The sequence below is a fragment of the Clostridium sp. AN503 genome, from assembly GCF_040719375.1.
GTDB lineage: Bacteria > Bacillota > Clostridia > Lachnospirales > Lachnospiraceae > Brotaphodocola.
Map to the genome: position 1 here is coordinate 787,589 of NZ_JBFDTP010000001.1, position 21,980 is coordinate 809,568.

General features: G+C 51.9%; 22 protein-coding genes and 1 tRNA gene. 10 read left to right on the forward strand and 13 right to left on the reverse strand.

Features of this window, described 5'->3' with window-relative positions:
* Position 1: 1 nt before the first annotated feature.
* The 6 genes from AB1I67_RS03530 to AB1I67_RS03555 all read right to left on the reverse strand — a co-directional run bounded on the left by AB1I67_RS03530 (position 2) and on the right by AB1I67_RS03555 (position 4,454).
* Entirely contained in the window at positions 2 to 1,114 is a 1,113-nt protein-coding gene (locus AB1I67_RS03530; RefSeq protein ID WP_367028436.1) for a glycoside hydrolase family 88 protein, read from the reverse strand.
* A 32-nt stretch (positions 1,115 to 1,146) separates the two neighbouring features.
* Positions 1,147 to 1,623, reverse strand: coding sequence for a PTS sugar transporter subunit IIB (locus AB1I67_RS03535; RefSeq protein WP_367028437.1), 477 nt, complete (start codon positions 1,621 to 1,623; stop codon positions 1,147 to 1,149).
* Positions 1,624 to 1,635: 12 nt separating this feature from the next.
* Positions 1,636 to 2,433 carry a PTS system mannose/fructose/sorbose family transporter subunit IID gene (locus AB1I67_RS03540; RefSeq protein ID WP_367028438.1) on the reverse strand — a complete coding sequence of 266 codons (798 nt, stop codon included), beginning with the start codon at positions 2,431 to 2,433 and terminating at the stop codon, positions 1,636 to 1,638.
* Entirely contained in the window at positions 2,426 to 3,226 is an 801-nt protein-coding gene (locus AB1I67_RS03545) for a PTS sugar transporter subunit IIC (RefSeq protein ID WP_367028439.1), read from the reverse strand. The genes AB1I67_RS03540 and AB1I67_RS03545 overlap by 8 nt, the downstream gene beginning before the upstream one ends.
* Positions 3,227 to 3,244: 18 nt before the next feature.
* Entirely contained in the window at positions 3,245 to 3,676 is a 432-nt protein-coding gene (locus AB1I67_RS03550; RefSeq protein ID WP_367028440.1) for a PTS sugar transporter subunit IIA, read from the reverse strand.
* A gap of 73 nt (positions 3,677 to 3,749) precedes the next feature.
* Positions 3,750 to 4,454 carry a GntR family transcriptional regulator gene (locus AB1I67_RS03555; protein ID WP_367028441.1) on the reverse strand — a complete coding sequence of 235 codons (705 nt, stop codon included), beginning with the start codon at positions 4,452 to 4,454 and terminating at the stop codon, positions 3,750 to 3,752.
* 442 nt (positions 4,455 to 4,896) lie between these two features.
* Here AB1I67_RS03555 and AB1I67_RS03560 point away from each other — a divergent pair, with 442 nt between their 5' ends.
* Positions 4,897 to 5,619, forward strand: a complete 723-nt coding sequence (locus AB1I67_RS03560) for a DUF5131 family protein (protein ID WP_367028442.1) — start codon at positions 4,897 to 4,899, stop codon at positions 5,617 to 5,619.
* A 39-nt stretch (positions 5,620 to 5,658) separates the two neighbouring features.
* Positions 5,659 to 5,979 (forward strand): TfoX/Sxy family protein, encoded by a 321-nt coding sequence (locus tag AB1I67_RS03565; RefSeq protein WP_367028443.1) that lies wholly within the window; start codon positions 5,659 to 5,661, stop codon positions 5,977 to 5,979.
* A 143-nt stretch (positions 5,980 to 6,122) separates the two neighbouring features.
* On the opposite strand, the gene AB1I67_RS03570 is transcribed toward AB1I67_RS03565, so the two are convergent.
* From AB1I67_RS03570 to trmB, 7 genes are all read right to left on the reverse strand, one after another.
* Positions 6,123 to 7,001, reverse strand: a complete 879-nt coding sequence (locus AB1I67_RS03570; RefSeq protein ID WP_367028444.1) for a DUF4132 domain-containing protein — start codon at positions 6,999 to 7,001, stop codon at positions 6,123 to 6,125.
* Positions 6,907 to 11,307, reverse strand: coding sequence for a DUF5724 domain-containing protein (locus AB1I67_RS03575; RefSeq protein WP_367028445.1), 4,401 nt, complete (start codon positions 11,305 to 11,307; stop codon positions 6,907 to 6,909). Before AB1I67_RS03575 ends, AB1I67_RS03570 begins: the two co-directional genes overlap by 95 nt.
* Positions 11,308 to 11,317: 10 nt before the next feature.
* A complete protein-coding gene (locus AB1I67_RS03580) occupies positions 11,318 to 11,752 on the reverse strand; it encodes a hypothetical protein (RefSeq protein ID WP_367028446.1) in 435 nt (144 codons plus the stop codon).
* A gap of 901 nt (positions 11,753 to 12,653) precedes the next feature.
* Positions 12,654 to 12,726: transfer RNA gene (locus AB1I67_RS03585), tRNA-Lys, on the reverse strand.
* Positions 12,727 to 12,888: 162 nt separating this feature from the next.
* Positions 12,889 to 13,203 carry a thioredoxin gene (gene trxA, locus AB1I67_RS03590; protein WP_367028447.1) on the reverse strand — a complete coding sequence of 105 codons (315 nt, stop codon included), beginning with the start codon at positions 13,201 to 13,203 and terminating at the stop codon, positions 12,889 to 12,891.
* 36 nt (positions 13,204 to 13,239) lie between these two features.
* Entirely contained in the window at positions 13,240 to 13,383 is a 144-nt protein-coding gene (locus AB1I67_RS03595) for a hypothetical protein (protein WP_367028449.1), read from the reverse strand.
* A 42-nt stretch (positions 13,384 to 13,425) separates the two neighbouring features.
* Positions 13,426 to 14,061: a tRNA (guanosine(46)-N7)-methyltransferase TrmB gene (gene trmB / locus AB1I67_RS03600; RefSeq protein WP_367028450.1), complete on the reverse strand. Its 636-nt coding sequence runs from the start codon at positions 14,059 to 14,061 to the stop codon at positions 13,426 to 13,428.
* A 242-nt stretch (positions 14,062 to 14,303) separates the two neighbouring features.
* Here trmB and AB1I67_RS03605 point away from each other — a divergent pair, with 242 nt between their 5' ends.
* From AB1I67_RS03605 to AB1I67_RS03640, 8 genes are all read left to right on the forward strand, one after another.
* A complete protein-coding gene (locus AB1I67_RS03605) occupies positions 14,304 to 15,188 on the forward strand; it encodes a DUF4145 domain-containing protein (protein WP_367028451.1) in 885 nt (294 codons plus the stop codon).
* Between the two features lie 315 nt (positions 15,189 to 15,503).
* Positions 15,504 to 15,815, forward strand: a complete 312-nt coding sequence (locus AB1I67_RS03610; RefSeq protein WP_367028452.1) for an ATPase — start codon at positions 15,504 to 15,506, stop codon at positions 15,813 to 15,815.
* Positions 15,816 to 15,819: 4 nt separating this feature from the next.
* The gene (locus AB1I67_RS03615; protein WP_367028453.1) at positions 15,820 to 16,863 is read left to right on the forward strand and encodes a V-type ATPase subunit; all 1,044 of its coding nucleotides are present in this window, start codon (positions 15,820 to 15,822) and stop codon (positions 16,861 to 16,863) included.
* Positions 16,864 to 16,876: 13 nt separating this feature from the next.
* Complete coding sequence (locus AB1I67_RS03620) at positions 16,877 to 18,805, forward strand: V-type ATPase 116kDa subunit family protein (RefSeq protein WP_367028454.1); 1,929 nt, start codon at positions 16,877 to 16,879, stop codon at positions 18,803 to 18,805.
* A 39-nt stretch (positions 18,806 to 18,844) separates the two neighbouring features.
* Positions 18,845 to 19,270, forward strand: coding sequence for an ATP synthase subunit C (locus AB1I67_RS03625; RefSeq protein WP_367028455.1), 426 nt, complete (start codon positions 18,845 to 18,847; stop codon positions 19,268 to 19,270).
* 4 nt (positions 19,271 to 19,274) lie between these two features.
* Positions 19,275 to 19,583 (forward strand): V-type ATP synthase subunit F, encoded by a 309-nt coding sequence (locus tag AB1I67_RS03630; protein WP_367028456.1) that lies wholly within the window; start codon positions 19,275 to 19,277, stop codon positions 19,581 to 19,583.
* Between the two features lie 12 nt (positions 19,584 to 19,595).
* Positions 19,596 to 20,210: a V-type ATP synthase subunit E gene (locus AB1I67_RS03635; RefSeq protein ID WP_367028457.1), complete on the forward strand. Its 615-nt coding sequence runs from the start codon at positions 19,596 to 19,598 to the stop codon at positions 20,208 to 20,210.
* Complete coding sequence (locus AB1I67_RS03640; RefSeq protein WP_367028458.1) at positions 20,203 to 21,969, forward strand: V-type ATP synthase subunit A; 1,767 nt, start codon at positions 20,203 to 20,205, stop codon at positions 21,967 to 21,969. The genes AB1I67_RS03635 and AB1I67_RS03640 overlap by 8 nt, the downstream gene beginning before the upstream one ends.
* The last annotated feature ends 11 nt before the right edge of the window (positions 21,970 to 21,980 follow it).

Genomic DNA, 21,980 nt, shown 5'->3' on the forward strand with positions numbered 1-21,980 from the left:
GTTACAAAAACGGGATCCAGTCCCGGTCCAGAAGCCGCATCAGCGCTTCCATATAAAAATAATCCCCCCAAAGGTTCGGCTCATCCACGCCCTTCCCCTCCGCATAGGAATATACGCCGTGGAGCAGCAGGCCTTCGCTGTCCGGTTCCGCTTCCGAGGAAGCAAAGCTCTTGCAGACCGTGATCATCTCCTCCGCGCGCGCTAAGTTCCCCGTCTCCAGCATCCCGCAGGCTGCAACCGCCAGCGCAGAACTGTCTCTGGGCTGGCCGGAGCCATCCGAAAAGATCAGATCCCAGTAAGGCATCCCATCCCCCGGCAGATGTTCCTCAAAATACCGCAGTACCCTGCCGTAGATCTCGTCCTCCTCCGCGGTAAAGGTCCGTCCCGTCATCCGCGCGTGGAGCGGCATCCCGTAGATCGCCCACGCCTGCCCTCTCGCCCAGCAGGAATTGTCGCTGAAGCCCTGATGGGTAGCGCCGTGATCCGGCGCCCCCGTCTCCTTGTCAAAATAATAGGTATGATAGGTGGAGCCGTCCTCCCGGACGATGCAGTGGATCACATTGTCGTAATGCCGCTCTGCAATCTCCCGGTATCTTTCCTCCCCGGTGATCTCAGACGCCGTGTAGAGGAGCGGCAGGTTCAAAAGGGAGTCGATGATCAGGCGGTATTCCTTCTCCTCGCCCTTCTTTCCCCATGCCTGGATAAACCCGCCGTTTTCCTGAAAACGGTCCGCCAGCACATCCGCCGCGCGCACCACCAGATCCTTTAGATGCTCATCCCCGGTCAGCCTCCACGCCGCTTCCACGGAAGGGCTGTAGAGAAATCCGATATCATGGTGATCCAGCACAAAATGCGCGTCCAGCCGCTCCTCAAAGCTTTTCACGTTTTCCATTGCCAGATCATAAAAAGCCATATCCTTTGTGTGCAGGTAAGCCATCCAGAGCATCCCCGTCCAGAAGCCGTTGGTCCAGTCGTCATTTTTCTTGATCCGGTACTTCCCGCCTGTCGCACACGCAGACGGGAAATCCGTGCCGTAGCGTTCCATGTTCCGCTTTAAAACGCAGCAGATCCGGTCTAACTCCCCATTCATCCAATTCCTTGTTTCTGCATTCATAACCGTTCCCTCATGCTGGTTGATAACCTTCTTTAGAAAAATGTCTCGATCCCCACAGCCGGGTCATCCGGAACCATCTGCGCCGTCACCTTGATCCCGGCAGCCAGCAGCTTGTCTACCGCGGCCCGCTCCTCAGGAGTCATGCTGACCGATTTCTTGTACTGGGTCGTTCCCGGGCGGTTGGACATATTTCCGATATTGACCGGAAGGAGCGCAACGCCGGCATCCATCATGCGCACCAGAGTCACCGGGGATTTCACGATCAGCATCACGCGCTGTCCGTCATAATTGCCGTTCTGGATATTTGCAACCGCCTTCTCAAAAGGCAGAATGGATGTATTGATGCCTGCCGGAGCCGCCATGCGCACGATGGCCTTTTCCGCGTCATTTGCTGCAACCGCATCGTCGATCACCATGATGCGGTTTACTTTCAGGCCGGTAGACCAGCGTGTAGCCACCTGCCCATGGATCAAACGGTCGTCAATACGAATGTGTACAAATCCTTTCATCTCTGTTCCTCCTTATGCGAAAATCTTTAAGTTGTAAGCAAGGATGCCTACTACCACCAACAGTAACGTAACCCTTGTAGAGTTCATTTTCTTTCTTCCCAGCATCCAGTATGCAAAGAATACGACCAGAGTCGGGGCCAGGGACGGCATGATCTTGTCGGCAAGCTCCTGGACGGTGATGCTGACCTCGCCCCAGTTGTACTGGTAAGCGAACTTTGCATTGACCACCGACGGGATCAGCGCGCCGATCACCGTGATACCAAGGATATTGGCCGCTTTGGTGATCTTCTTTAAACGGTTTCCGATCTCGCCTACGATCTTGGCGCCCTCCTTATAACCCATTGCAAAAAAGTTCTTCATGCAGAACAGGCGCAGCAGGCCGAAGAAGATCCACAGGATCAGGGCCATCGGGCTGCCCTCCAGCGCCATATAGGAGGCGATGGAACCGATGATCGTTGAGGGGATCACATGGAACAGCGTATCGCCGATACCGGCCAGCGGTCCCATCATACCGGTCTTCAGCGCAGCGATCGTATCCACCGCATCCGCGCCGGTCTCATCCTGTAAGGCGCAGTCCACGCCCATGATGATCGGGGCCATGGTGTTGTTGGTGTTGAAGAACTGAAGCTCGGTCTTTGCCAGCTTTTTCCGGTCCTCCTCGTCCTTCTGTTTCTTGATCATCGGAAGCATACTGAAATAATAGCCAAGGCCCTGCATTTTCTCATAGTTCCAGCCTGCGCCGCCCAGGAAATACCATCTCCAGAATACGCTTTTGCTCTCCTTCGAGAGACCACTCTGCACTTTACTCATCGCCCATCTCACCTCCTGCAATTGTTCCTGCATCTCCTGCAGCCGGCGCAGCCTGCACCACATCATCCCTGTCGTTCTGGAAACTGTAGATCGCAAAAGCCAGACCTACAAGCGCCGCTCCCAGCACCGGCACATTCAAATATGCCGCCATAACAAATCCCGCGATCAGATAACTTATATTCTTGCTGACCGGCAGATACCGGAGCAGGATCGCAATACCAAGAGACGGAAGGATGCCGCCCGCGGTCTTCAGTCCGTTCATCAGCCACATCGGCAGGTTGTTTACCACCAAGTTTACAAACTCAGAACCAAATACCAGCGCTAAAAATACCGGCAGCATACGGGAAAGGGACTGAGGGATCAGGCCCAGCAGGTTCATGGTCGCTGCGCCCTCTAAGTTGCCTTCCTCTACCTTGCGCTCTGCACGGTGCTGGAAGAAGGTATTGGAAAATCTTGCCAGAATATCCAGCTGGATCATCAAAAGGCCGATCGGGATCGCCAGCGTCACGCCGAACTCCGCGCCCTGCCCGCTCTGGATCGCAAATGCCGTTCCCAGCAGCGCGCCCGTCATATAGTCCGGGATCGACGCCCCGCCAAAGTTACCGATACCCAGCACCAGGAGGTTCAGCGTACCGCCCACCACCAGGCCCGTCTGGATGTCGCCCAGTACCAGGCCTGCAAAAAATCCTGCCATGGTCGGCTTTACCATACCAAAGGTTGTATTGTTTCCGTCATAAAATGCAAATCCCGCGTATACCGTCAACAGCAGGATCTGCCACCACTGAATTGTCATTGTCTGCTCCTCCTCTTATCACTCATCATCTGAATCTGCCGCCTGGGTTTCCAGATCCAGGCACGCAACACCGTCCCGCGCCGCCTGCACCAGCGCCGCGATCTCATCCAGGCTGCACACATCCATATCCCTTAACACCGCATCCACCACCATCGGCAGATTCATACCGCTCAGCACCTTGGCCCGGTCCTTCAGTCCGTGCTTGCCCAGGATCATCTCTGCCCGGTTATAGGGAGTACCGCCTCTTAAATCCGCGAATATAAGGCCCTTCTTCCCTTCCGTCAGCCAGGAACAGATATATTCCTCCAGGCGCGCCGCAAACTGCTCAATCCCTTCATCCTCTGTCAGCTCCATCGTTGTGATCTGGTCTGCCAGCGCACCCATGACCATGCTGACCGCCGACTTCATCCCTGTTGCAATCCCTCTGTGGGATACCAGCAAAAGCTCCATAATTAACCTCCATCTAAACCTGCGGCGCCGCCCGCCAAGCCTCCAGGCACGGGTCCGCCCCAATTCTTCGGGATTAGATCGGCTCGATCTCGATACTGAAATAATCCCATCTCTTGTAACCTTCAATATACTCAATGGTCCTTCCGTCAAACAGATAGGTGTAGCGCCGGGTAAATGCGCTGGGTTCCTGATCGTTCAGTCCCAGGAGCGCCCCCTCCTCCTCCGGAGCCGGATATACGATCTCCGTGATCTCCTTTGAATCTGCCTGATACAGATCGATCCCGAAATCCTCCCGGATCTTTCCATAGATCGATGAGAATTTCTCCTTGTCAGCTACATCTTCCTCTTTTATGAATTCCCGGATGACATAGCTGTTCTGGATAATGATGGGCTTATCATCCACCAGACGCAGACGTTTAATATGATAAAACTCCTCATCCGACCCCAGATTCAACTGCGCCGCTATAGCTGGATCCTTCATCCTGCGTATGTCAAGCACTTCCGTCCGCTCTACGGCATCCTTATACTTCTCAATGTCGGAAAACTTGACAATCTTGCCTCTTCTTGCCTTGGACACATAAGTGCCCTTCCCCTGATACCTGACCAGATAGCCCTCATTGGTCAGACACTGCAGTGCCTTGATCGCGGTGATCCCGCTCACATTATACTTTTTCTTTAAATCCGCCTCACTGTAAAACTTGTCTCCCGGCTGGAACTTGCCGTTGTTGATCTCATAGAGTAAGCTTTGTTTTATCTGCTGGTATTTTGGAATAGACATGCGAACCTCTCCTTTTTGACTTCTTAATTGGTTAATATAATAATCTGTTGTTATCATATCAGTTTTCCCCTCTCCATTCAATCGGAAATCTCACAAGTCCACCACGTTTCACTGCATTCTTTCAGTGATTCTGCGAAATGCCTCATCCCCCTTTTTTATGTACTTGCTTCACTTACTAGCTTAATATATTAAGCTGTTAACCGCATAGTATCACATCCCATCTATTTTGACAAGCATTTTTTTCATTTTCCTTGAACTTTTCCCGATTTTTTCTCCTGCTTCCTAAAATCTCTATTAACCGTACCCCACCACCACAAATCCCTATTTTAAAAACACCTTATAAACCTGTCGGATTTTTACTATAATAAATCAAAAATATCCTGTATAATCCTTCATAAAAACACCATGGAAACATGCGAGAAAAGAAAGAGAGAATACACCTATGAACTGGGAACCATGGACCGGCTGCTACAAGATAAGCGACGGCTGCACAAACTGTTATTTCTACGGCCCCTACGCCAAGCGCTATGGTCAGAATACCATTCAGAAAACAGACAAATTCGACTGGCCGATCCGGCGAAACAAAAAAGGCGAATACAACATCAAAGGAAACAAGATCCTCGCCACCTGCTTCGCCACCGATTTTTTCCTGCCCGAAGCAGACGAATGGCGAAGCGAGGCCTGGGCTATGATCCATGAAAGAACCGATATTGATTTTCTGATCCTGACAAAACGGATCGACCGTTTCCCCGTATCACTCCCCCCGGACTGGGGCGAAGGCTATGACAACGTAAACATCGGCTGCACCGTTGAAACCCAGGCCTTAGCCGACTACCGCCTCCCGCTGTTTTTATCCTACCCGATCAAACGCCGCTTCATCGCCTGCGCGCCTCTCCTGGAAGCAATCGACCTGACGCCATACCTCCATGGAGTCGACCACGTCACCGTCGGCGGCGAAACCAGCCGCGCAGCCCGCGAGTGCAGCTACGAGTGGGTCTTAAACATCCGCGAACAATGCCTGAGGGCCGGCAAAACCTTCTGGTTCAAAAACACCGGCTCCCTGTTCCGGCACAACGGCGTCCTGGAAAAAATCAACCCCTACAAGCAAACCAGCCTGGCAAAAGAGCTGGGCATCAATATCTCAGACGGCAAACCATTATTTTAAAGAACCCTTCAACAACATAAAGAAAGGCAGGTACCTCCATTGGCATCAAGTACAGATTTTGTAACCTACGTCTGCGACCAGATAAACGGCGCCGGAACGATCACCTACAAAAAAATGTTCGGAGAATACGGCATCTATTGCAACAACAAGATCATCGGCGTGATCTGTGACAACCAGTTTTTTGTCAAAAAAACCGAAGCCGGCGCCGCTCTCTGCCCCGGCCACGAAGAAGCCCCGCCCTACACCGGAGCCAAACCCCACATCATAATCGACAACATGGACGACAAACAACTCATGACACAATTCATCAAAGCCACCTACAACGAATTACCCGCCCCCAAACCCAGGGTAAAAAAATAGCCGTTCCCGCCCGGCCCCATCCCCACCCGCCAGTACCCTCAGCGGGGATAAGAAACCTCCAGACCAGTGAAAAAAGATTTCTAAGTGTCTTCCGTTCGCAGACAGAAAGACACAGAAACTTTTTTCACTGGTCTGGAGGTTTCTTATCCCCTCACCACCATCTGCCGCAGTATCCCCGGATCCTTAATCTTCGTATCCTCCGCAAACAATAAAATCTTTGACAAAATCTCCGCCGTCTTTGGGTCCTCATCCACAAACGGCAGGAAGATCCGGCCCCGGTGCTGAGAATGTACCGGAACCACAAAAAGCATTGCATTTCCCATCTGATGGACCACACCGCTCCCCAGATGCACCGTATACTGCCCCAGCTTCCCGTCGATCACAGCATGGCTGCCCTCCAGGCGGACATTCTTAATCTTAAACAGCTCCAGATTGCACGCAACAATAGCCCTGCGCATTTCCACTGTAGAATGGCTGGTCTCCGGGTCCACCCCGCCCGCATGGGCGACGCTGACTGCCAGATCCACATCTCTCATGACCTCGCTGTAAAGCACATCCGGGATCTCCCTGATCTTCAGCGGCCTGAACGTCTTTCTGTCGGAGAACACCACCCACTCCAGGGTGGGCGCTTCAATATCGCTTGGCGAGAACCAGTCTGCCATGGCATATATCCTCGCTACGATATTCTCCTTATAATAAATCTTCTGAAGCCCGTCCTCATAATCCGCAACCCATCGGCGCCCTCTCAGCGCTCCCACGGTCTTCTGCGGCTGAATCTGATTGCCGGAGAACATCCTGGAATCCTCTTTGTCCAGTTCCTCCTCAAGCTTTACATAAAGCTCGCGAAATACCTGTTTAAACGGCTGGCGGAGCTTTTTCTCAAACAAAAGCTTCTGGTATTCATGCCAATGTCCGTCTTTTAACAAGTCAGACGGATGGGCAATAAGCACCTGCATATCCGGCTCCACAGACGTTATATTCCCGGACCAGTCCATAAGACCCTTTTCCGTCAAAAATCCCATCCGGGGAAGCTGCTGCTTTCTCCCCTTCATCCATACAGGCACAGCCAGTATCTGACGCCGCCTCCATCACCACCAACGGCTCCACGATCGGGCGGACTACCGAATTAGCCGCCAGCTCCCTCAGCTCCCATACGGCAAATGCCGTTCTGTCTTCCATCGCCTGTTCCATCATCTGTCTGGTGCGCCGGTACTGCTCCTTCAGTTTTTTATGGATCTCCTGGTATTTTAAGACCGTCTCATGCTTTTTATATTTAGCAGGTACGGATTTTAAGGTTTTCCCGGCCTTCCGGCACTGAAGGCTGCTCTGTCCGGCTTCATTCACAGAGATCTTAAGCTCCAACTCATCAAGAGGCTTCCACTCAAAATAATCCTCCATGGTTCCAACCAGCCGGTTCTCCATCCTGAGCGTCAGCCTCGTCACATCCGTAAATCCCGCGTTAACGCTGAGATTCTGAAGGGCAATAGCGGCAGCACGGCTTTCACTGGCACGGCGCTGAGCGCCAAAATTTTTACTTTCCTTTAAAAACTTCTGGATAAACTGATAGCGGTCAAGCAGATCTGCCTCCCGTTCCTGCCCAGCGCCAAGAGGCAGCAGCCCGATACTCATCAGCAGGTCCTTGTTCCGTTTTTCCTCTATCTCGGTTTTTATGGCTTCTTTTTTTACGTTCCCAAGGGCGGCATCGGCGTATTTCCTCGCCCGCGCGTGAGCGGCGCCCGTTGCGGAATATTTTGCTGCATCATACAGAAGGCGGAAATCTTTTTCTCCCAGCTTTTCATATGCCTCAAAAAACCACTGGATATCAAAAGCCCCGTCCCGCAGCTCTTCTGGTGTGAGCGGCGTGAATTTCGCAATCATGGAGGTCATGAAATCATCCAGCCGTTCCCCCGTATGGGCCATAAAATAGTAACAACCGCTCTGGAATCCGGGCATCCCCAGGTATTCCTCCAGCAGAGGAATCCACTGCGGAACATACATGGCAAGCTCCACCAGCCGTTTTTTCGTAATATCGGTCCCCTTTAAGGCCCTTTTTAAATCCTCTGCCGTTTCCCCCGGTCCCGGACGGCATACCCTGAGCAGATGGCTGAGGACCGTCTTCCGGTCCGTGCCGCTGGAATAATAATAACTCTCGCTCCGTTTCAGCGTCTCTTTCCCCAGGGCCGTCAGGATCTGGATCATCACATCAATCCCATAGATCACGTAGATCGAGGAGATCACCTCCGAAAACGGAGTCGCCTGCTCCCCTCTCTTAAGCTCCACCTTCAGAACCATCGGGATCACTTCCCGGTACAGTTCATGGGCCAGCCTCATCGCCGGTACCTCGTCTCCGATCCGGTCAAAAAAATATTTTCCGTCCACAAGCTGGATCACATTCCATCCAAAAAATGCATTCAGATCCCCTACCCGGGCATCCCTGGAAGATACCGCCCCGTGCTGTTCCACCGTACTGACAGGTCCCACAAGGCTTTTTAAATCCAGGAAAGTAAAAACGGCCTGATAGAACTGGTTTTTGTCCCACACGCCCCTTAGATGGCACTGGACAAAATCCGACAACTGCAGATATCCGCTCCTCTGGCAGCCATACCGGACGATTTTCTCCCTGTCTTTCCATTTCTCATAAAGTTCCTGAAGCCTAAAGCGGAGTGTAAAAGAACTCCCCCAGTCGCTGTCGCTCACCAGGCCCAGCCACCCGCGCATTTCCCCAAACACTGGAAACTCCGCGGCCCGCTTCGTACACGGCACCTTCCTTCCATCCCAGTTTGTTTCTTCATATTCAAAAAACGCATTGGACGGATCCAGGACAGAGAGCAGCTTTGCCGTTCCCACAAGCCCCCAGTGCGCTTTCATATCTGCAGGCACATACTGGGCAAACAGCGTTTCGATCACCATTTGGGCCTGCTGCCCAAACCGATATCCATGAACCAGATTTTTAAACGGCGGCTTTTTGAATATCCCGCTTCCAAAAACCTTTTTGTACAGGCTGATATTCTTCTCATAGTACGTCCGCTGTCTTCGGCAGCTCTGGAAAAGGTACAGCTCCAGCATCATTTCCGGCGTTTTGATCTCCCGCCGGTAAAAGTCCATCCATAAATCCTTAAACGGCAGGCCATCCAACGGTTCTGCCTCCGGGTCTCCATGCGTCCAGCAGCTGTTGTTCAGCCGCGTGCCAAGGATCTGTTCTTCCCCCCATGCGTCCTGGTACTCCCGCTCTTTATTCTCTTCGATCAGACTGTCCAAACACTTTAAAGCGTGAATACAGGCGTCATCCCCACAGGTAAACAGCTTCTCCGCCTGCGTCTCATCCACATTCACAGGAGGCAGCTTCCATGCCGTTCCCGGTATGTAAAGCCCATACCCCGGCGTATTGACAATGTCCTGCGCCTCGCTCCTGGTCCCCAGAAGCTCCTCAAGCAGCACCTGCTCCCGCCCAGTCGGTTCTGAAACCGTCCGAAGGAGATCTCTCACGGCTGCAAATGTCTCCGGGTGTTCCTTCTTCACCCACAAGGCCAGATCCAACGCTCCCATACGGCATTCCTCTGAATCCGTTTCCAGAAGGCGTTTCATCGATCCCCGGACCGCCTCCGGCTTCTGCTTCCTCAAAAGCGCCAGCACACCCGCCCTGCCCTTTTTGTATTTCAGATTTTTCTCGATTTCAAGATAATCCTCCACTGTAAGCTCCATATCATCTGCCAGGATATACGCAGATTTCTCCGTGGCTTCCTCCGCGTTGTGGAGCAGTTCAAACAGCGCCTTTTTCCGGACAGCTGTGGTGGGGCGGTACAAAAGCACTCTGGCTGCCAGCGCACGGATGGATCCATACAGACTTCCCTGTCCCAGCAGCGGGATCAGCCGGGCCGCCTCATCCAGATATTCCTCATCCTGAAGCATCCACGCGATCACACACATCCTCAGGGCAATATCGGAAGGCGTCATGGTCACCCGGTACCATAGGAAAATACAGGGATTTAGGTCCAGACCTTTCCTGGGGATCCTGTTTAAGGTATCTTTAAACAGGCCATACACTTTCCTGGCCTCCGCTTCATCCTCAAACACCCGCGTCACAGGCAGCAGTCCAGGCTTCCTGGCTTTTCCCCTCCGAAGCTCGTCGAAGGTCTCCCAGCCTCCCGTTCCGATCAGTTCTGATAAGCACTCATATCCGTCATCCATAAAGCATGGAAGAAAGCAGGCCATCAGCTCCAGATCCTCCGGACAGCTCATTATAGCTTCTTTTGCCGCTTTCCGCTTTAACGGACTATATTGAAGGGATCTGTTAAAATAAGACGCCGTCATCTTCTGGTTCTTCGTACCGTTTCGGATCAGCTCCAGCACTGCTTCGATCCCCTTCTCTGCATCATAAAAGCCTTTTGCCCAGAGACCGCAGCTGATGGCAATGGAATCATTGGATGCGATCTGCTCCCGGCAGAAGTCCTCGTCGCGCAGACACTGTCCCATCAGGCGCAGGAGTTTTTCCGTGATCCTCTCCATGCTTTTCTCATCAAATATCCCGATCCAGGTACTCACCGCCCGCCGGACGGCGGAATACCGTATTAGCCCATTTTCCTCAATCACGCCAAACAGGTGCAGAAACGCCTCAGGACGGCCTGCATCCATGGTTTCGCACACCGCCTGCCTTGCCCCTTCCTGCAGACGGGCAGCCAGCAAAAACCGCCCCAGCAGCTCATACATTTCCCGGCTTTTGCTCATGACCATCCCGCGGATCAGCTCATAGCTGAGCATCAGGGTATTGCCCTCCCCCAGCAGAATATCCTTTACCGCCTGGATCGTCTTACGGTCATCCCGGTCGATCTGTGCCGCCAGGATCCCCCCATAATGAAACCGTTCGATCCTGGCATGGTCATAAATCTCAGGATCTACATTCCCGGTCAAAAGATCCGCCAGATCTCCCCCATAAAATTCCAGCTTTGCATATGCCCACAGAAGCTGCAGGCTCTGACTGACAAAGGGACGGTAGCTTTTCCCCCGCACACTGCGCCGATACCATCCCGCCGTCATCTGAAACTGATTCATCTGATCCAGAGCATAGTAAAATTCATCCGTCTTCTCTTGCGGGACACACGTCTCTGTCAATCCGGAAAGCTCATTTCTGTATATGTCGCTTAAGCTCCTGTCCTCCCTGCCGTCGAACAGCCCCGTCATCCATTCATATGGCTGCCGCGGAAGAGAATCATGAATTGCCGCAGACAACAAGTGCGTCTCCATGGATGATAAATGCACCGCCCTGGCTTTTACCCCGGCAATGCAGTCCTCTGTCATCTTCCTTCTTGTCTCATAAGTATAATCCGCCATCCAATCCCTCCTACAAGCCCGCCAACATGGTGAGCCTGATAAATGTGAACACCCATCCGTCTTTTCCGTCCTCATCCGCCCACGGAATCCTCTGATCCAGCCCAGTCAGCTCCTTCTCCCCGGCAAACACCCGGTAGATTCCGTCCTCAAAGCACTGGAGCGCATTCTCCACCGACGCCTCCAGCTTCGCCTCATTTCCTCCATGAACGCCAAAAGAGACCTTCCCCGCAGCCGCCTGCCCGGCGATCTCCTCCTTTGTCAGACACTTTAAGATCTGCCCTTCCTCCCTTCGCCCGTTATATTCCAGGACAAGAAGCTGCACCAGCGAAACAAGCAGCTCTCTCACCGTGTCCGGCCGCCTTTCCAGCTCAAAGGGAACAGGGGATAGCTCCGCCTGACGCTGTTTTCCGACCCGCTTCATTCTTGCATAGATTATAAACGCCATACCATACCTCCTCGTGTGGTGTTGTCTTATGATTAGTTTAGCGAATATGGGGGGAATTGGCAAGGGTTATGAGATGGACCTTGCAGAAACCATGCAGTAAAGCCAAGGGACTATTGACGCTTTCAGGCTTTCATACTTTTAGGAAAAGTTGAGATAAAAAGGGGGTTTGTGGCTTGCATTCTGACTATGTTGTTACGTTGACTGCCATCGCTACTGCTACCATCGTAAGAACCCGATAAAAACCCATCAACAGTTTCGCACTACTCTGATAACTGATAATGGGCTTGAGAATTTATCAACTTCAATTTTCGCAATGTTAACCAAATAATACATGTTTGAGTCCTCAGAGGTTCTCCAAAAATAAAAGCCCCCACGAAACCTCGTAAAATCGATACTTTTTAACTGCGCCTTCAGGGACTCTAACTCTGGGCAAATGGATTAAAAGGAGTTTTTTGTTGAAAAATCGAAAAAATATGTTATATTGAAATCAGAAGGGGAGACCAAGCGGCTCACCCTCAGACTGTTTTGTTACAAACGGCCGTCATATGGGCGAGATATGGCGGCTATTTTCCTTTACCCTCGAAAATCTCATAACAGAGACCTACAAGGACAACAACAAATATTCCCATTTGGACCAAGGCCTCATATGTAATATACATTGTGAGCCCTCCTTTCTTCTGGAGGGTCAAGAGCCCTCCTAAAAAAGAGGGCAAGCCGCCCGGCTCGGGTTTCCCCATTCAAATTATATCAATCTTCAGTGTTCTTTTTAACTAATAGCCCGGATCCGTCCCGGCCGTCTTTGTCATATCATGATTTTGAGATACAACAAATAAAAATGTATTACAACACAAAAAAAGCGCCGACCCCGCAGCTCTCCGTCTGCAAAACCAGCACTTCCAAGTGCGCCTTCGGGGGCTCGAACCCCGGACAAATAGATTAAGAGTCTACTGCTCTACCAACTGAGCTAAAGGCGCGTATTCTGTTCGTGCCAACCGATCTTTCTCAGCGGCACGAACATTATTTTATCGCACGCGGCGAAAAATGTCAACCTCTTTTTTAAATTTTTTGCATATCTTTTTCACAACGCGCTAAAAGAGTACCAAGAGGCTTTCATCCTGTCAGGCTAAAGTTTCCGTTTACGCCTTCTCGATCATGGATACAATGGCTTCTTTGGACTGCACGCCAACTTTCTTGTTCACTGCCTTGCCGTTCTTGAAAACGATCAACGTCGGGATGCTCATGACGCCGTACTTCATGGCGATCTCTTCATTCTCGTCTACGTTCAGCTTGCCGATCACGGCTGTATCCGCCAACTCCACCGCAAGGGCTTCCACGACCGGAGCCATCATCTTGCACGGGCCGCACCAATCCGCGTAGAAGTCCACCAGGACAGTCTTGTCAGACTGAAGAACCTCTGCGTCAAAATTCTGGGTTGTAAATTTCTTTTCCATATGTTATCTCCTTTTTCTTAAATGGTGGATACCCGCTCACTTGTCCGAGCCCCGTCCCCGGTTCAGCACTTTCTCTACCTCTTTTAATCCTTTGTGCCATTTTAAAATCTGCCGGTTCATCGCTTCTTTGTCGCTGGTGGTGCTGCGCAGGCTGCGGGTAATCTTTGTTTTAAGGTCCATACTTCCTCACCGCAATGCTTTCATCATTACAGTATATGCAGTTTAACGGCTGGCTATCAACTTACAGATGGGATTTCCCATGGCGGAAAACTTGGTTTCGTACTCCGTCATCACATTCCCCTCCGCCATCTCGCTGTGGTGCAGATCCCGTGTATAGGCGTCTATCCTCCATCCCGCCTCCGGTATGGATTCCAGGGAATAGGTGAAGAGGCCCTGGTTATCTGTCTTGAACTCCACCGTGCCGTCATTTGTGAGGATCTGGTCATATACCTTCATGAACTCCGGAGAAGTCAGGCGGCGCTTTGCGTGGCGGTCCTTGGGCCACGGGTCAGAAAAATTCAGATAGATCCGCTCCACCTCTCCCGGCGCAAAGATCTCTGCCAGAAGCTTTGCATCCACACACATGAACCAGATGTTGGCAAGCTCCAGCTCCTCCCGTTTCTGAAGGGCCCGGAGCAGCACGCTGGGATAGCGCTCAATGCCGATATAATTGATCTCAGGGTGCTTTCCCGCCAGCTCCATGATGAATTTTCCTTTTCCCATCCCTACTTCAATATGGATCGGATGGTCACTGCCAAAGAGCTCATGGAACCTGCCGCTCCACTGCGCCGGCTTCTGTATCACGAAGGGACTGGCTTCAATGGCTGCTTCCGCACCCCGGATATGGCGTAATCTCATAGTTGTTTCTTCCTCCAGATATGCTTTTCATGCTGTATTTTCATTCTACCAGACCTGGTTATTCTTTGCAAGGTCTTCCGCATTTCCATTAAAATATCCTAAAATGTTACAGTTTCCTTACAACACATAAATTTATATTTTTTTGAGTGCACAATTAGAGGAGTTGTAGTATAATGTTACTATATATACCATTTGAACATATTATTAACAATCTTTTCATTGACATACAAAGGAGGACGGCTATGGGAACCAACATAAACAGCAGCTGGGAGATGATTCAGCAGGGTGTCAGGGATACGGAGCGCCTGATCGGCCAGAGGGATTACAATGCCTCCATGATCAAGGCCCGCCAGACCCTGGAATTCATGGTAAAGCTCCTGTCTGAACGTGCAGGCATGGGAGAGGCCAGCGATCTTAAGGATATGATCGATACCCTGTATCAGCACCGCTGGATCAACAAGACCACCTGTGAGCACTATCACAAGATCCGCATCATCGGCAACAAAGCTGCTCACGAGGGAGATGCCAACGCATACAACGCCAACCAGGCGTACCATATGCTGTCCCAGGAAGTCTATACCTTTGCCAACGACTACCGCAACGCCCAGCGGGGCACCCGTCCCGCGCAGAGCGCCCGCTCCGCACAGAGCGGCACAAGACAGGCCCAGGGATCGCGGCAGCCGCAGAACGCCAGGAGGCAGGCTCCGTCCTCTTCCACCCGCAGCCGCAGAAGACAGCCACAGAGGCGCGCCGGTTTTACCGTTTATGACCTGCTGAAGCTTCTGGTCCCGGTGCTGTGTATTATCCTGCTGTTCTGTGTAGTAAAGCTGGTGAAGCCGAATAAGGAAGCCAAAGAGACCACTGCCCCCACCACCTCCGAGGAGGTTACCACGGCAGAAGTTCTCACCACGCCCGAGACCGAAGCCCCAACGCAGGCTCCTGTTGTTTATAAGACCACTTCAGTCCTGAATGTACGTCCTCAGCCCAATACCCAGGATGACCGCATCGGCCAGCTCGAAGCCGGCGCCACGGTCGAATTTGTCCGCACCCATGATGAGAAGTGGGCAGTCATCATGTATAACGGACAGGAAGCATATGTGGCCAGCGAATACCTGACCACACAGTAGCTCAAAAATATTGCCATACATTCACTCCTTATATGTCCTCCGGGCACGGCATGAATTACATTTTATGCCATGTCCGGAGGAATTTTTTGTCTATTTTTCCCCTCTATATTTTCACACGCCGATAGTTCCTTATCACTTTTTACGAAAGTATGCAGTTAAGAAAACGTATTTCTTCCGATTTCACTATGGTATTTTTCCAAAAAAGGAGTATTATGATAAGGAGACTTCCTATATCAGATATAAGGCTTCCATTATGTTGCACAGTTGGTATAGGTTTTATAAAAAGAGTTGATCAAAAAGACAAGGAGGATTGCGATGGATACAGTTATAAAGCAGATATCCGAGATCGAGGCCGCCGCTTCTTCTGTCATGGATGAAGCCAATGCCAGCAAAAAAGCATTCGCTCAGGAGATGGCTGACAAAACTGCCGCCTTTGATCGAGAGCTGGATGACCGCACCAGCCGGAAGATAGACGAACTCCGGGCACGGATGGAAATTGAGATGGATTCCAAATTGTCAAAACAGAAGGCAGACGCGGAAGACATGTTAAAACGCATGGAGAAGAATTATGAAGACCATCACAGGGACTATGCAAAGCAGTTGTTCCGGTCATTGATAGAGGAGTGAGCTTATGAGCCTTTTAACTTACAGTGGGATCACCACAAAAGTAAGGGCCATGGAAAGCCGCCTTCTGACAGAAAGGCAGTTCCAGGACATGGCCGCCTTAGAGGATGTGCGCAGCGCCGCCGAGTATTTGAGACAGCAGCCGGCTTATGCCGGGATCTTCACGGATCTGGACGACTCCCTGCTGCACCGGGGCTATATCGAGCAGCTCCTAACCCAGTCTGAGTACCGGGATTTCACCAAGCTTTACCGGTTTGCCAGCCTGTCCCAGCGCAAATTCCTGGACCTTTACTTCATGCATTACGAGATAGAACTTATCAAACGGATTCTGAGGCATGTTACCGCCCATCAGACCGCCACTCTGGATTTATCCATGTTTCAGGACTTTTTCGACAAGCACTCCGCCCTCGATCTGGCCAAGTTGACCGAAGCCGAAAACCTGCAGGACCTTATTTCAAGGCTGGAGGGTTCTGTCTACCACGGTCTTTTATCACGGCTGGCAGACAAGGAGAGCGTTGGGGTGTTCGACTATGAGCTTCAGCTGGATCTGTTCTATTTTAAGTCCATCTGGAATGTAAAGACCAAAGTCCTGACTAAGACAGAACAGAAGATCCTCGGCGAATGCTTCGGCTGCCGCCTGGATTTGACAAACATCCAGTGGATCTACCGGTCGAAAAAGTATTATACCCTGCCGGAGGCAGACATCTATGCGCTGCTGATCCCGGTTAAATATAAACTGAAGACGGATCAGGTCAAAAAACTGGTGGAATCCGCAACCCTGGATGAATTCTACCAGGCGTTAAAGGATACGTTTTACGGCCGGCTGCCGGATCTGAATCTGGATGAGATGCCGGACGTGGAGCTTTTATACCACCAGATCCTGAACCGGATCTACAACAATACCAGCCGCAAGTATCCTTATTCCATCGCCGTGCTGGATTCCTACCTCTATTTCAAAGAGCTGGAGATGCAGAAGATCATCACCACGCTGGAGGGGATCCGATACGGACTCGGTGCGAACGACATCAATATACTTGTAGCGAAACAATAAGGAGGTCATACCTGTGATAGAGAAAATGAAATTCTTAAGCATCACCGGACCGAAGGCCGACATTGACCGCGTCATTGACCAGTACCTCTCCAAATACGAGATCCATCTGGAAAATGCCCTGTCGGAGCTTAAGTCCGTTGCAAGCTTAAGGCCCTACCTGGAAACCAATCCCTACAAAGCAGAGTTTACAACTGCCTCCGGACTGGTGGCCCGATTCCGCGATACCATTCCCCCGTCTACGGACAAAAAGGTGTCACTGGATGAAGCGGTTTCCATCGTCCATGAGCTGGATGAAAAGCTGAAGGAGCTGTCTGTCCGGCGTGAGGCCCTGGACAAAGAGGCGGACACCATCCGCAGCTCCATAGACAATGTGATCCCGTTTACGGATCTAAACTACGTAGTACGGGACATCCTGCATTTTAACTACGTAAAATTCCGTTTTGGGCGTATGACCCACGAATATTACGACAAATTTATTAACTATGTGTACGATACCATTGATACGGTGGTCCACAAATGCCAGGAAGACGCAGAATATGTCTGGCTGGTATACTTCGTGCCGGAGGCACTCAGCGACAAGATTGACGCTATTTACGCCTCCCTGCACTTTGAGCGGTTCTTCCTTCCAGATGAATATGAAGGCACTCCGGTGGAAGCCACCCATGTGCTGGAGGAAAAACTCTCAAGCCTCTGCGGCCAGATCCGGGACATTGACAAACAGGTGTCAGATATCATAAGCTCCCGCAGGGAAGACCTGGCGGCGGCCTATGCACGGCTCAATACCTACTCCACCAACTTTGAAGTGCGCAAGCTGGCTGCCTGCACCAAACAGGAGGACCATACGTTTTACATCCTGTGCGGCTGGATGAGCGAGTCCGACGCCGCGGCTTTCCGAAAAGAGCTGGATGATGAGGAGGAAACCTTCTGCTTCGTGGAAGACGACCACGCCAACATCGTGAGCAGGCCGCCTACCAAGCTTAAGAACTTAAAGCTCTTTAAACCCTTTGAAATGTTTATCAAGATGTATGGCCTTCCGGCATACGATGAGATTGACCCTACCGTCATTTTGGGCCTGACCTATTCCTTCCTGTTCGGATTCATGTTCGGCGATGTGGGCCAGGGGCTGTGCCTGATGATCGGAGGCTACCTTTTATACCGGGCTAAAAAGATGAACCTGGCAGCGATCATTTCCTGCTGCGGCTTCTTCTCCACCATATTCGGATTCCTGTTCGGCAGCGTATTCGGATTTGAGAATATCCTGGAGCCCATATGGCTGCGCCCCAAGGAGGCTATGACCCAGCTTCCCTTTATAGGGAACTTAAACACCGTGTTCGTGGTGGCTGTAGCCATGGGTATGGGCATCGTACTGATGACCATGGTATTAAATGTCATCAACAGCCTGCGCTCCCATGACACAGAGAAGGCCTACTTTGACACCAACGGCGTTGCAGGCATTGTTTTTTACGGCGCGCTGACCGCCACGGTCTTCCTTTATATGAGCGGGCACGCGCTTCCGGCGACGATCGTGCTGGTGATCATGTTCCTGATCCCGCTGTGCGTGATCTTTTTCAAGGAGCCTCTGACCGCCATGGTGGAGAAAAAAGCCGAGGTCATGCCGAAGGAAAAAGGCATGTTCTTTGTGCAGGGCTTCTTTGAGCTGTTCGAGGTATGCTTAAGCTACTTCTCTAACACCCTTTCCTTCGTCCGTGTGGGCGCGTTCGCTGTAAGCCACGCGGCTATGATGGAGGTGGTTTTGATGCTGGCAGGCGCAGAGGCGGGAAGCCCCAACTGGCTTGTCATTATCCTGGGCAACTTATTCGTCTGCGGTATGGAAGGGCTTATTGTAGGAATCCAGGTACTTCGTCTGGAATACTATGAACTGTTCAGCCGGTTCTACAAAGGCACCGGGCGGGAGTTTAAGCCCTACGGCAAGGCGGAGTAAGACATATACAAATATTATAAATAAAAGGAGAGTAAAATCATGACAGTATTAGCAAAAATCGCATTATCTGCAGCACTTATCTTAAGCATCGCCATCCCGTTTGGCGTATTTGCAGCCGGGGAAAAGACAAAAGGCCGCTATAAGACCGCGCTGGGCATCAACACCCTGCTCTTTATGGGTACTCTGATCGTCGCTGGCGGCATGATGTTCTCCGGCACCGCAGTGGCTGCCGAGACCACCGCCGCATCAAGCGCAGCCGGCTGGGGATATTTAGCCGCTGCCCTTTCCACCGGAATGAGCTGTATCGGCGGCGGTATCGCCGTGTCCGCTGCAGCGTCCGCAGCTCTGGGCGCCATCAGTGAAGACGGTTCCATCCTTGGTAAATCCCTCATCTTCGTAGGCCTTGCCGAAGGTGTGTGCCTGTACGGACTGATCATTTCCTTTATGATCCTTGGTAAACTTTAATCCTATGAAAATGTATTTGATCAGTGACAACGTGGACACCTGGACCGGCATGCGTCTCGCCGGTGTGGAGGGCGCCGTTGTCCATGAAAAAGAGGAACTGAAAGCGGAGCTTTCAAAGGTCCTGGCCGATAAGGAGATCGGAATCGTGCTGCTGACAGAGAAGTTCGGGCGGGATTTTCCCGACCTGGTAAACGATGTGAAGCTGAACCATAAGCTTCCTCTGTTTGTGGAGATCCCAGACCGCCATGGTACCGGCCGCAAGCCGGACTTTATCACCGCTTATGTAAATGAAGCCATTGGACTCAAGTTATAGGAAGGAAGGTAGGTGATCCCTTTGACCACAGAGGAAAAATTACAGCATTTTCTGGACACCTGTATGGAAGATGCGCGGACCCGGAGCAACCGGATGTTGGACGAATACAAAAAGGCCTTAGAACAGACCTTTGAGGAGCACAAGTCCGATGCCCGCCGCCGCGCCGACATGCAGCTCCGCCAGGAAACGGAAAAAATCGAACGGGAAATCAACAAAAAGCTTTCCATAGAACAGATCAGTATCAAACGGACCCTGGGCTTAAAACAGGAGGAACTGAAAGACAAATTATTCGTGGAATTAAAAGATATGCTGGCTAACTTCCTGGAAACCCCGGAATACCAAAAGCTTCTGGAAGTTCAGGTAGCAAAGGCCGTAGAGTTTGCCGGGAGCGATCCCATCATCATATACTTAGACCCTGTCGACGAAGATAAGGTGCGCAGGCTTGCCCTCCACAACGGAAAAGCGCAGATCAAGGTCAGCGAATATTCCTTTACCGGGGGCTGCCGGGCGGTGATCCCGAACCGCCATATCCTGATCGATAATTCCTTCCAGACCAAGTTGGAGGAAGCGAGGGAAAACTTCCACTTCGATCTGAGTCTGACAGAAGGAGGTCGTGCAAATGGCTAAGACTGGCATTATCTATGGAATCAACGGCCCCATCGTCCACTTAAAGGGCGATTCGGGCTTTACAATGAATGAGATGGTCTACGTCGGCAAAGAAAACCTGGTAGGCGAGGTCATCGGCTTAAAATCCGATGATACCATCATCCAGGTATACGAGGAGACCACCGGCATCAAGCCGGGCGAGGTGGTTACCGGAACCGGCTCCCCTGTGTCCGTTACCCTGGCCCCCGGTATCCTGACCAATATCTTTGACGGCATCGAGCGTCCTTTGAGCGAGATCGCAAAGACCGGCGGCGCCTACATCAGCCGCGGCGTCAATGTGGACTCTCTGGACACAACAAAGAAATGGCAGACCCATATGACCGTGAAGAAGGGCGACCTGGTGTACGGCGGCATGATCATTGCCGAGGTTCCCGAGACCCCGGCCATCGTCCACAAGGTCATGATCCCGCCGGATAAGGAAGGCTATGTGCTGGATGTGGTCCCGGACGGCGAGTACACCATAAACGAACCGATCCTGACCCTGCAGCTAATCGACGGCGCAGAGGAAAAGATCACCATGACCCAGAAATGGCCGATCCGCGTGGCAAGGCCAACCGCCAAACGGTTCCCGGCCACCCAGCCGCTGATCACCGGACAGCGTATCCTGGATACCCTGTTCCCACTGGCAAAGGGCGGCACTGCCGCCATCCCCGGCGGTTTCGGCACCGGCAAGACCATGACCCAGCACCAGATCGCAAAATGGTCTGACGCCAACATCATCATATACATCGGCTGCGGCGAGCGCGGCAATGAGATGACCCAGGTTCTGGAGGAGTTCTCGGAGCTGATCGATCCCAAGACCGGCAATCCTCTGATGGACCGGACCACCCTGATCGCAAACACCTCCAACATGCCGGTTGCCGCCCGTGAGGCCAGCCTTTATTCAGGCCTGACACTGGCTGAGTATTACCGTGACATGGGCTATCATGTGGCGATCATGGCGGACTCCACCTCCCGCTGGGCCGAGGCCCTAAGAGAGCTGTCCGGACGTCTGGAGGAGATGCCCGCTGAGGAAGGCTTCCCGGCATACTTAGCCTCCAAGCTTTCCGCGTTCTACGAGCGGGCCGGCATGATGCAGAACTTAAACGGAAGCGAGGGCAGCGTGACCATCATCGGCGCAGTTTCCCCGCAGGGCGGAGATTTCTCCGAGCCTGTCACCCAGAACACCAAGCGTTTTGTCCGCTGCTTCTGGGGCCTGGATAAGAACCTGGCTTATGCAAGGCATTTCCCGGCCATCTCCTGGCTGACCAGCTACTCGGAGTATTTAAATGACCTGGGTTCCTGGTACACGGAGAATGTGGATAAAAAGTTTGTGGATTACCGCAACCGGATCGTCTACCTGCTCTCCCAGGAGAGCAGCCTGATGGAGATCGTCAAGCTGATCGGCGGCGACGTGCTGCCGGACGACCAGAAGCTGATCCTGGAGATCGCCAAGGTCATCCGCGTAGGATTCCTGCAGCAGAACGCATTTCACAAGGACGACACCTGCGTCCCCATGGAAAAGCAGTTCAAGATGATGGACATCATCCTGTATTTATACAAGAAATCCCGGTCCTTAATCTCCATGGGCATGCCCATGTCTGTGCTGAAGGAGGACCCGATCTTCGATAAGGTTATCGCCATCAAATACGATGTGCCCAATGATAACCTGGCAATGCTCGACGACTATAAGAAACAGATTGACGCGTTCTATGACAGTGTTGTAGAGCGGAATGCGTAAGGAGGGACGAA

Bases quoted from the DNA above. Each gene is read 5' to 3' on its own strand.
- AB1I67_RS03530 (WP_367028436.1), bottom strand. From the start codon at position 1,114: ATGAATGCAGAAACAAGGAATTGGATGAATGGGGAGTTAGACCGGATC.
- AB1I67_RS03535 (WP_367028437.1), bottom strand. From the start codon at position 1,623: ATGAAAGGATTTGTACACATTCGTATTGACGACCGTTTGATCCATGGG.
- AB1I67_RS03540 (WP_367028438.1), bottom strand. From the start codon at position 2,433: ATGAGTAAAGTGCAGAGTGGTCTCTCGAAGGAGAGCAAAAGCGTATTC.
- AB1I67_RS03545 (WP_367028439.1), bottom strand. From the start codon at position 3,226: ATGACAATTCAGTGGTGGCAGATCCTGCTGTTGACGGTATACGCGGGA.
- AB1I67_RS03550 (WP_367028440.1), bottom strand. From the start codon at position 3,676: ATGGAGCTTTTGCTGGTATCCCACAGAGGGATTGCAACAGGGATGAAG.
- AB1I67_RS03555 (WP_367028441.1), bottom strand. From the start codon at position 4,454: ATGTCTATTCCAAAATACCAGCAGATAAAACAAAGCTTACTCTATGAG.
- AB1I67_RS03560 (WP_367028442.1), top strand. From the start codon at position 4,897: ATGAACTGGGAACCATGGACCGGCTGCTACAAGATAAGCGACGGCTGC.
- AB1I67_RS03570 (WP_367028444.1), bottom strand. From the start codon at position 7,001: ATGGGATTTTTGACGGAAAAGGGTCTTATGGACTGGTCCGGGAATATA.
- AB1I67_RS03575 (WP_367028445.1), bottom strand. From the start codon at position 11,307: ATGGCGGATTATACTTATGAGACAAGAAGGAAGATGACAGAGGACTGC.
- AB1I67_RS03580 (WP_367028446.1), bottom strand. From the start codon at position 11,752: ATGGCGTTTATAATCTATGCAAGAATGAAGCGGGTCGGAAAACAGCGT.
- trxA (WP_367028447.1), bottom strand. From the start codon at position 13,203: ATGGAAAAGAAATTTACAACCCAGAATTTTGACGCAGAGGTTCTTCAG.
- AB1I67_RS03595 (WP_367028449.1), bottom strand. From the start codon at position 13,383: ATGGACCTTAAAACAAAGATTACCCGCAGCCTGCGCAGCACCACCAGC.
- trmB (WP_367028450.1), bottom strand. From the start codon at position 14,061: ATGAGATTACGCCATATCCGGGGTGCGGAAGCAGCCATTGAAGCCAGT.
- AB1I67_RS03605 (WP_367028451.1), top strand. From the start codon at position 14,304: ATGGGAACCAACATAAACAGCAGCTGGGAGATGATTCAGCAGGGTGTC.
- AB1I67_RS03610 (WP_367028452.1), top strand. From the start codon at position 15,504: ATGGATACAGTTATAAAGCAGATATCCGAGATCGAGGCCGCCGCTTCT.
- AB1I67_RS03615 (WP_367028453.1), top strand. From the start codon at position 15,820: ATGAGCCTTTTAACTTACAGTGGGATCACCACAAAAGTAAGGGCCATG.
- AB1I67_RS03625 (WP_367028455.1), top strand. From the start codon at position 18,845: ATGACAGTATTAGCAAAAATCGCATTATCTGCAGCACTTATCTTAAGC.
- AB1I67_RS03630 (WP_367028456.1), top strand. From the start codon at position 19,275: ATGAAAATGTATTTGATCAGTGACAACGTGGACACCTGGACCGGCATG.
- AB1I67_RS03640 (WP_367028458.1), top strand. From the start codon at position 20,203: ATGGCTAAGACTGGCATTATCTATGGAATCAACGGCCCCATCGTCCAC.